The following is a 9951-nucleotide window of genomic DNA, read 5'->3' on the forward strand; positions in this document are numbered from 1 at the left end:
TACAGGTCAGTGTTTCGGTTTGCATATAACATTGACTGCGGTGCAGCTGCTCGACATGACCCACCAAACTGTTCGAACCGCCGGTCGTTTTGAATCGATAGTCGACTCGGAAATCGGTTAAACGTAACCCGGGACGGAAATCCCAACTGTTCTTGCCTGCGATCTCGAGTTCATTAATTCCTTGACAATGGCATTGTTGGCAAATCGCTTCGGACAATTCGCGGCTTAGTGATTTGGGGTTCACGATCGTATCATCGTGCTCGGCAGTATCGGCCGCAATTGAGTCTTGCTGATGCCGTTTCGCATGTAATTCGCCGGGGCCATGACAGCGTTCGCAGCCGATAGTGGCTTCGACGATCTCGAACTTGTAGGGATCATGTTTCGTTTGCTCAATCGATCCAACATGGCAAAAGACACAGCCCGCTGTTACCTCGCGGCGAAACGATTGGTGTGCGGGAACGTCATATCCGGGAGACATCGCCCATGTTTGTTGGTCGCGGAAATATGTGATCGGGGATTCGATGTGAAAATCACCGATTCGCCCAAGGTAACTCTGTGAGTGCGTTCCCGAACCCAGTGTGACGTCCATCTGCATCTTGGTTTCGCCGAGCGGTTCGCCCTGTTCGCTGAGTCGAAGCTCGCTGTGAAACATTTTTCCATCGGCGACTTCCACACGATATCGATGACCGCTGGCATCATGTTTAAATTCACCAGGGGCTGGTTCGAGCGTCACGTCGGTGAAACGGGCCGCCTTGCTATGCAGTGTTTGCAGGAAGCTGTCGTGTTGATTTTCGTGACACGAAGCGCATTGCTTCGAACCGATGTAGCCGACCGATGCACTGCTGTTCGCCGGCGGCTTCGATCGAGACTCGGTCCCGCTCTCTTCGGCACGAAGCGACATGCTACCAATTGAAAGAGTAACCCACGCCAAAACGGTGATCAGTCGCAGCACGCTCATAGTCAGTTCTTCTGCCGAATCAGGTTTTCGATTCCAGTGCCCACCCGCTCAATGCCATTTACTTTGACGCCAACGGATGATGTTTTTAGCGGAGCGGCGCGAGCCGCCCGGTCGAATTTGAAGGTTGTACTCGCTGCAACCGGACGGCTCGCGCCGTGCCGCTAACATCGTGAATTCCTGAGCCACAACGTTATTTGGATTTCAGGGTCGCTAGATAGGCTACCACGTCGCGTACCTCTTTGCGTGTCAAAACGTCGGTCATGTCGGGCATAATCGAAACCTCGTTTTTGGACACATCTTCGATTTCGTCATTGCTTAGACGTATCTCCTTGCCTTGGCTGTCGGAGATAATGGTTTCCTCTTCGCTCTCGGATTTGACTAACCCCATTACAATTTGTCCCGAGTCCAGCAGGAACGATTGGGTTTGGTATTTCTTGTCGATATCTTTGCTGGGGGCGATCACGCTTTGCAGCAGATAATCACGGTCTTTTGTTGATGCGATACCAAGCAAGTTAGGTCCGACATCGCTTCCCTCTTTTCCGACCTTATGACATCGGATGCATTGTGCACCAAGGTGCGTATTGAACAGCACCTTCCCCTTGGCCGGATCGCCCCCGTCACGGCTGACCATAAACGGACGTGACTTTTCAGGCGTACTTGCAAAACGTTGGTCAATCGCCGCGTTGGCTTTGTCAAACGCCGCCTGAATTGCGGGAGATTTCTCAGCTCGTTGTGCGGCCGCTTCTAAAACATCGAGGGTGATCTCACTCGACAATGTGTTGCTGGCGATTTGCTCAAGCATCGAGATTAATCGTTGCTCCGATGCGTCACCGTGCTGCTTACCCAACGCCGCGATGGCATACTGCTTGACCGCCATTTTTTTGCTTTCCGAAATCAATCCCGTCAAAAACATTTCGGCTTGATCGGCGTGGTGTTTCGCGTGGAAGTGGATGGCATTTAATTGCAGGCTCGTGTTGTGATCCTGCATCGCGGCGGGCAGCACTTTCTTTAACGCTTCGGGGTTCTGCTTTTCCAGGGTTTTCAGCGCGGCGATACGAAGTTCAACATCTTGGTTGGTGGTGCGAACGATTTCGCTAAGCGAATCGGCTGACAATCGGGTGTTGGTTCGGGCTGCCGCGTCGATCGCAGCGGATTGCAGTTTGGGATGATTCTCGCTCGCTAATTTCGATAACACGGCACTCAAACGCTGGTAGTCCAATTCGCGTGGCAGCTTCGTATAGCGTCGACGGCCATCGACCCGGTCCAGTGCATCGGGTTTCATCCACGATCCCAGCATTTCGATTGCTTCAATCCGTAGCGAAACGGGATTGGCTTCTTGGCTTGCGTATTGGATGACGGATTCGAATTGCTCACGACCGCCTAGACGATAGTTGGCATTGAGCAGTCGGCGGACAAACGACTCGCCACTATGTTCCGTCGTGGACAACGCCGCCGCGAGCACCTGCAATTGTTCGTCACTGGAGAAATCATCATGCAGGGCGCGAGCGGCTTCGGTCGCCACTTGTTCACTGGGATCGCGAAGAAACGGCTCAAGCGAACGTGCCGAATCGTTGCCACGTAACGCCACGACAAGGTTCAGCCGACCGATCAAGGTGGATGAGTCTCGGGCAGCGGTTAGTTGTTCGGCCGTCGCACAGTTTCGCAACGCTCGCGACGCCGCAAATCGCAGATACCGCTCTGATTCGGCCAGCGAGTTAGAAAGCCCAAGCAGCGGCTCGACGGCGTTGCCGGACGCATGTTTACTCAACGCGATCATCGCCATAAAGCGAACGCGATCGCTGTCGTCGTGTAGTAACGGCAGGAAGATCGCTCCGTCGACACCGTGGATATCCGTTAAGGTTCTCGCCGCTTGGGCTCGCATTTCCGCATCCGCCGAATCGAGCATCGAGATCAATGCGTCGGTGGCTGTGGATTCGCCGCCGCGGGCGAGTTGTCCAAGTCCCCAGACCGCATGGACTCGCGTCATTTCCGATTCCGACGTTAACGCACGCTGTAACGTGTCGATGTCTTGCTGGTTCACTAATTCAAATTGAGCACCCATGCGAATGCGTTGGTCGTCATGACCAAGAAGTCGATGGAGCTGCGAGGCGGGCAATTTTGAAAAGCCGTTTTTAATTTGCTTTGCTACTTCGCTGCGGATCTTGGCCAGGTCTGAATCGGGAGCATCGATTTTCCAAACCGCTCCCGACTGGTTCAGCGGATAGCCGCCGCCCCAGTCAACGCCATAGAGAGCCCCGTCAGGACCAAAATTGATGCCGACCAGTGGAATGCCGCTACCGATCGCGTGTTCGTTTTCCATCGTGAACGAAGCGCCAGCCGGTTTGGCTTGAAACGCAAATTGATGTCCCCCAGGAGCTCCGGTTAAGAAAAAGTAGTCGCGGTAGGCCGAGGAAAGTGCGGTTCCGGGATTGAAGGCGAAACCGGCAGGGCCATCGATGTAGTTCTTTATTGTGGGCAGAATGTAAGAGGGTTGTCCATCAAAATGGGGAACCCACAAACGTTCGTCGGTCCAAGGATTGAAGCCGCTGCCACGATACTGGTAATTGCATCGCCATCCGGCATCCATATCGCGAACGATATAGACAAAGCGTTCTTTTTCACTGGGTTGATCGGCGTCATTATCAACACCAAACAAGTTACCGTATTGGTCAAACGCCAACTCTTGGACGTTCCGCAATCCGTGGGCAAACACTTCGAAATTGCTGCCGTCTGGATCGCAACGCATCACTCCGCCTTGATTGGGATAGTGAAATCGTTTGCCTTCACGCGATGTTAACGAGATTCCCTTGTCACCGATCGACCAATAGATCTTTCCATCCGGTCCCACCGTCAATCCGTGCATGTCATGGCCGGCATAGGCAATGTGGATCGCAAACCCAGATGCAATGGTTTCGCGTTGGTCGGCGACGCCATCATTGTCGGTGTCTCGCAAACGCCACAGATCAGGTGCGATCGTCGTATACACATCGCCATTGAACCACAACACGCCGGCGGCGATTCCCGTGACTTCGGTTCTAAAGTCCTCAGCAAACAACTTGAACGTGTCCGCAGTACCATCGTTGTCGCTATCGCGTAGCGTATGAATCTTTTCACTGATGACGGTCAAGTCATGCCAATCGTGTGATCCGTCTTGGTTAAGATCAGCGACACGTTTGCGATTTTTGTCTTGGTCTTGGTTTGGGGCCAGCCGTTGATGATAAAAATTACGACGGTCCTCGACGCTTTGAAATCCGACATCATTGGTGATCCAATCTCGGTTGTTGCGAATATCAAGATCCTGAGCCTTTCGTCGCATCGTCTGCGTCACGTAGGCCGTGCCTTCGTTGTCGAAACTGATCGCTACGGGGTCGGGCACATTGATCTCGCCGCTCCACTTTGTGTAACGCAGCGGAGTCGGGTTCGTCGGTTCCTCGGCGATCACAACAGAAAGGTTGCAAATGAACGTGACAGCGGCGATCAAGCGAAGATGTGCAAACATGATGGGATTTTTAGGGGCGAAAAGAATTGGCGGATGACTGAGCTGGTTGCAACGCAGGATCATCGAGATCGAGGCGGTACAAGATTTGGTTATAGTCGTAATACGGCGTTGGCACCGCCTGATTGGCGAATTCGGCCGTATACGTCCCTTCGAACAACAGAATTGGCTTTCCCGCTGGAGTCAATTCAGGATGCAACCGTGGATTATAGAACGTGTAATTGTCATGGGAAAGAATTTCTATGGCGGTGCCCCACGGTCCCATCGGGGAATCGGCTTCAGCGTACCAGAGTGTTCCAAAGGCCGACGGTTTACCGAATCGCTGCATAAACACACTGACCCAGCGTTGGCGATACGGGTTCCAAGCAATCGAGCCTGAATGCGGTTCGATTTCGACACCGTCGACGACTGTGCGAAGCGTTTTCTGAGGCGTGAGTGTTTTCCAATTCTCGAAGTCTTTCCAGGCTTCGTAGTTGGCTGCAATTTGAATACGTGGCAGAGGGTTGCCGAACAGCAGCCAACGCGTTCCTGCGGCGTCGGTCCAGAATGAGGGATGCCCTTCTTCGGCGAGTGACGGTGGCGGTCCGCCATCGGATGCTTTCCAAACCGTTCGCACGATTTGAAATTCCGAAGTCGATTCGTTCCACTCGCACAACCCCGCTTCGTAGGTCTCGAGACGCCCATCGTTCCATGCGAGTTCGTCGCCTAGTTTGTGACTTTCGGCAAACAGGCCTGATCCGGTGAGTCGTCCGATGCGTTTGGCGATCGCGGTTCGGTGGACCGCAACGGTCAAGGTTTGGCCACGCCGGGGCGTCAGACGAACGCCGCGAAATCCGAATCCATCCGCAGGGATCTCGTAGCCGTGTCCCATCACATGAAAGTAGACTTCGCGATCCAGTAGCGAAGGATCGTCGATCGCGATCACGCCAGCATTGTCGCTGACGAATCGAACTTGGTGGGTCGTTCTTAATTCGACCAACGGGACCGGCCATCCCGAATCATCATCGACAACGTGAATTCGACATGCGGCATATTTTGCCGACGCATCGTCTTGAGCAGAGCTGAGTGACGCAACCGTTATTCCACCGAGCAAGACAACTAGTATGCGCGCAAGTCGATTCAATTTGGAAACTTTGTAAGTAGCGATCCTAGTGCTTTGTCCATTTTTAATGGTTTGGGTTCATGGTAGTGGGATTCGCCAGAATTCCTCGCGACCTGGGCTTTCTGGCGACCTGGGATTCCTGGCGACCTGGGATTCCTGGCGACCTGGGATTCCTGGCGACCTGGGATTTCTGGCGAAATGGGATTTCTGGCGAAATCCACTACGGCAAAAACAAGGATAGACAAAGCACTCGCAGCTTGCTCAGTGCCCTGGGCGAACGTCGGCAAATTTCATTCAGTTTGCATTCACGAACGGTTCGTCAGCGGTGGTGGATCGCGTCACCGTTTCCGTTTCGATTGCGTTTTCATTCGACGTTTCAGCTTCGCTTATCGTTTGGTTCGATTCGCCTGGGAACTGAGGCTGCGGACGGACCGTCAATCCCCAGCCATGCAGAATACCAAACCGGTCGCTTTGCGTTCCGCTGATCACCAATTGCCACGGTCCCTGGACGCTCTTGCCATTGAATGCACTCAGACCTGGTTGTCGTTTGGCGAGTGCTTCGGGCTGGAAACTGCCTTCGAACGGTGGGCGGCCTTTGGTGATGGAGTAACGGGCCGAGTCGTCAAAGATAGTTTGATCAAAATGGTCGTCGTGCGCTCCGACACCACTGAATAATTCGATACGCGTTCCATCGGGGCCGATCAGGTAACCATCCAGAAAGGACGTGTAGGTGTGCGTGATCGACAGCTGGACGTCCAGATCCGCGATCAAGTAATTCTCGTCGATATAGATTTCCGAGACGACGGTTTTGCGGGGTGGCAGCGCTTCGACGCTATCGCTGCGGTAGCTGCCGCCGACCAGCGATTTGGCCGAAATGGCTTCGGATGCGGTCAGCAAACCGTCCCCGTTGCTGTCGTAGGATCGAAATTCCTCGATCAATTCGTCGGTCCACTCGTCGGTATACTCATCCATCGCGACTTGGTTGTCGCGGTTCAGGTCGCGTTCGTAGAACCATCCTGGCAGCCCAACGGTCAGGTCGCCCGCTTCGGCTTGCATTTCGCCTAGATACGCTTGCAGCTCACCCCGCTGGATTTCGCCATCGCGGTCCACATCCAAACGTCCAAACGGCACGCCGAGCCGGACTGCTTCATCCGCACTGAGTCGACCATTACGATCCGAATCAAATCGTCCCAATACGGTCGACGTCAAATAGTCACGACTGCCGGGACGGCCGCGATATCGGTCACGTGAACTTGATTCACTACGACGCGACGATGACGCTGCAACGCCGTTTCCCGTCCGCTCGGCTTTCTTGGTCAATTCGCTGGCGGCTCCGGACAACATCCGGCGACGTGCGTAACGCTGGGCTAGTTCCAGCCGGCTGAGTTTGTTGTCGTTGTTGAAGTCCTCAGAAAATGGATCGCGGTATCTCCATTCCTCTCGCTGAGCTTCGACGCGATCAATATATCCATCACGGTTGCGGTCCGATCGACGCAGTGTCCGTTCGGCGTATTCGAGATCCGCTTGAGTGTACGGATATTTTACTTCAGGCAAACCGAACTCAGGCACAAGCGGTTGATCCGGTGCGGTCCCAAAGTCCATCGGATTGACGTAGTCGTCCACATCGACTTCGCGTCGCGAGACGCCATTGTTCATCGCGTAATAGATCCGTGCCGCCTCTTGCCATTTATCCACCCCGTAGGCACGTTCGAGCGACATCCGTCGCGCCGCAGCAACACGTTCCATATAGGGACGGGCCAAGGGAGTGATCTCGGACGGATCGATATCGCCGTCACCGTCAGTGTCGAGTCGCTCGAGCGATTCACGCAGACCGGATTGGGCGGACGCCGTGTCAACGCAAACCGTCAAGCCGATTGCGAACGCGACCGCAACAATCAAGCATCGCTGGAAGCATAGGTGATGTATCATCGAAATCGGCAGAGGATAGGGAAAGAGCAACGCGAGGAAGGAACCCGGGCGGTCAACGGCATTCGCGGCGGGACACACCAAATCGCCGAGTGACCACGGACGAATTTTTAACGAGAGCTACGACTGCGTGACGAACTGCTGCGAGAGTTTCCTTCGCCCAAGATCACTTGATGCAACAGTTCGCCAAACACTTCGCTGTTCATCGGGGTGACGACTTCGATCGTCTGTTCACCGCGTGCGTCAATATGTTTGGCAAGTTTTTCGACTTCGTTGAACAGATCGCGTGGCGCGGTGACGATCAGCGAATTGCTTGCTTCGTGAACGGCAACGGTCATTTTGGGTTCGAGGTCTCGTTCGGGCTTGGTTTCCGCCGTTTTTAGACCTTTCTTGGCGGCCGCTGCCTGTTTTGCATCGGCAGCGCGTTTCGCAGCAACTGCTGCGGCACTGCCGCCGGCGTTGTCTTTGGACTTGTCGCTCATGATGCGTCCGGAATACGCTTCGCGAATGGCCTCGGCAACCTCCGACGCTTTGGTGTTAACCAACTCGATCACGTTCGAAGTCCCATAGGTTTCGATCGACGTGATGCTTTGATCTTTGTCGATGATCTTTAAATAGTCCTCGATGATGTCGATGTCGCTCGCGGTGCCTTGGGCTATCAAACGATTCAAACGCGAATCAGCAACGATCGTGATTGTGCCCGACATCATCGTTGTCGTGCCATCGTTGGAAGTCACAAAGCTGCTTGTCAGTCCGCTTGAGTAACCGTTTGAAACATAGCCGTTTACCAGCGTGCCGGCTTGAGCCTCTTTGGCGGCGTCGCCGCCTTCGAGAAGTTCACCCAACATTCGCAGTGCATCATCCGGTTTGGTGTGTTTCAAATAGAACACAATCGGAGTCACGGGCGGAGCTTCAATCACTCCGGCAATGCTACGCAGGTGAGATTCGAACTCATTAAGTGCTTCGGTATCGTCCGATTGAATCAATACCCCTCGCGGAGTCAATTGGCAACGAATCGCATTCGCTTGACTGGTGGTCGTCGCAGTCAGAACCCGAGCGGAATTTGTTCGTGGCATGCTGTTGCGAGCATCGGTGGTATGAGTCGATGCAAACGATTGTTCGTCCAACTCAGGCTGCGTTGTACTTTCTTCCCGTGATTCCTCGTCATGTAAAACACGCTCGGTTTTCGTTTTTTCGTTCGGAGCGATCGCCGGGTACATGATTATCGGGTTGGATCGTCGCCAAAACTTGGTGGCGGTTTCCAGCAACTGTTCGGCTTGAGGGCCACGCAGTGGGAACACGCGAGTTTGTTCGCTGTGAGTCATGTCGCCATTGACTTCCAACCCCGAGACGATCTTTTTGATTTGGTCGATTTGGGCTCGTTTGGCTCGCACAAACAAACGCATGTTGCCTGGGTCTGCGTCGATTTTTGGTGCGTCTGGATCTATGGATTTCGGATCATCCAATGGGTCGGGGAGATTGAGCATTTGTTCAAGCAGGCTGATCGCGAAATAGGGATCAACGGTCTTTAGCTGAATGACTTCGAAATCCGCTTCGGATGCTTGCAATTGTGCCACGGTTTCGGCAATCTCGGTCTGCACCGCAGGGGACGCCAATGCGACGACACTGCTAGCGGTTTCATCGACCGACAATCGGACTTGTTTTCCGGCCAACAGCGTTTGCAGAACGTTGTAAACCGTTTCCACGTTCCCACCCTCGACCAGATGCGATTTCAGAATCATATCGCCGGTTTCGGTGGTCATACTGGCTTTGGGTTTATCGATTGCATTGACCAATCCTTCGATCAATTTGACCTTGTCTTCCAAACCCGTCACGAACAAGTTTTTACCTTCCAAATCGGAAGAGATACTGACGTCGATTCCAATCATCTCGTCGGTCGCTAACCCCAAGTGAGGACGGGCAACCACCAAGATGTCTTCGGCTTCGACGTGCTGGAGCGAGAAACTTTTGACGATCGTGCCGTCTTGCATCGCATCCGCGGGCTCGAACGCGCTGAGCACCGCTTGAACGTTTCGCAACTTGGCCACCGTGTCGGTGATCATCAATTGATTGGTACGAGTCAGAATCGCAGGCGTCGACATCAACTTCAGTGCCGACAATTCCTGAACCGCCTCTTCGGCGTCAATGTCGCCGAGCGAGAACATGCATTTAACGACGTGGTGGTCGCTGGCATCGGCAAGCTCTTCGACGCTGACCAGCTTGGCCAACACATCGAGTTGCTGCAGGCTTCGAGGATCGCTCAGATTGATCACCGACAACAATTGGTCGCTGCGAACCAGCGTGAAGCCCTCGGACAACAAAAACAGATTGATGCGATCGATCGCTTGCTGGTGCGAAAAGATCGTGGGATCGGTGTAGGTAAAGCTGCCCGGCGGCAGGTCACCAAAATGAAGTGCTAAGTCCGCTTCGTCGGCGATCCAGCGGATGACTTCACGCCAAGGCACCTAC

At 53.9% G+C, this 9951-nt stretch carries 5 protein-coding genes; all 5 read right to left on the minus strand.

Features of this window, described 5'->3' with window-relative positions:
- Window positions 1–958: multiheme c-type cytochrome (locus tag RMSM_RS21885; RefSeq protein ID WP_008701451.1), on the minus strand; the 958-nt coding region annotated here is incomplete at its 3' end.
- Between the two features lie 190 nt (window positions 959–1148).
- Entirely contained in the window at window positions 1149–4457 is a 3309-nt protein-coding gene (locus RMSM_RS21890; protein ID WP_008701456.1) for a PVC-type heme-binding CxxCH protein, read from the minus strand.
- A 10-nt stretch (window positions 4458–4467) separates the two neighbouring features.
- On the minus strand, window positions 4468–5577 hold the full coding sequence (locus RMSM_RS21895) for a hypothetical protein (RefSeq protein WP_201767066.1): 1110 nt from the start codon (window positions 5575–5577) through the stop codon (window positions 4468–4470).
- A gap of 273 nt (window positions 5578–5850) precedes the next feature.
- The gene (locus tag RMSM_RS21900; protein ID WP_081614271.1) at window positions 5851–7485 is read right to left on the minus strand and encodes a proprotein convertase P-domain-containing protein; all 1635 of its coding nucleotides are present in this window, start codon (window positions 7483–7485) and stop codon (window positions 5851–5853) included.
- Window positions 7486–7592: 107 nt separating this feature from the next.
- A complete protein-coding gene (locus RMSM_RS21905; RefSeq protein ID WP_008701461.1) occupies window positions 7593–9947 on the minus strand; it encodes a secretin N-terminal domain-containing protein in 2355 nt (784 codons plus the stop codon).
- Window positions 9948–9951 lie beyond the last annotated feature (4 nt).

It is taken from the genome of Rhodopirellula maiorica SM1, from assembly GCF_000346295.1.
GTDB classification, from domain to species: domain Bacteria; phylum Planctomycetota; class Planctomycetia; order Pirellulales; family Pirellulaceae; genus Novipirellula; species Novipirellula maiorica.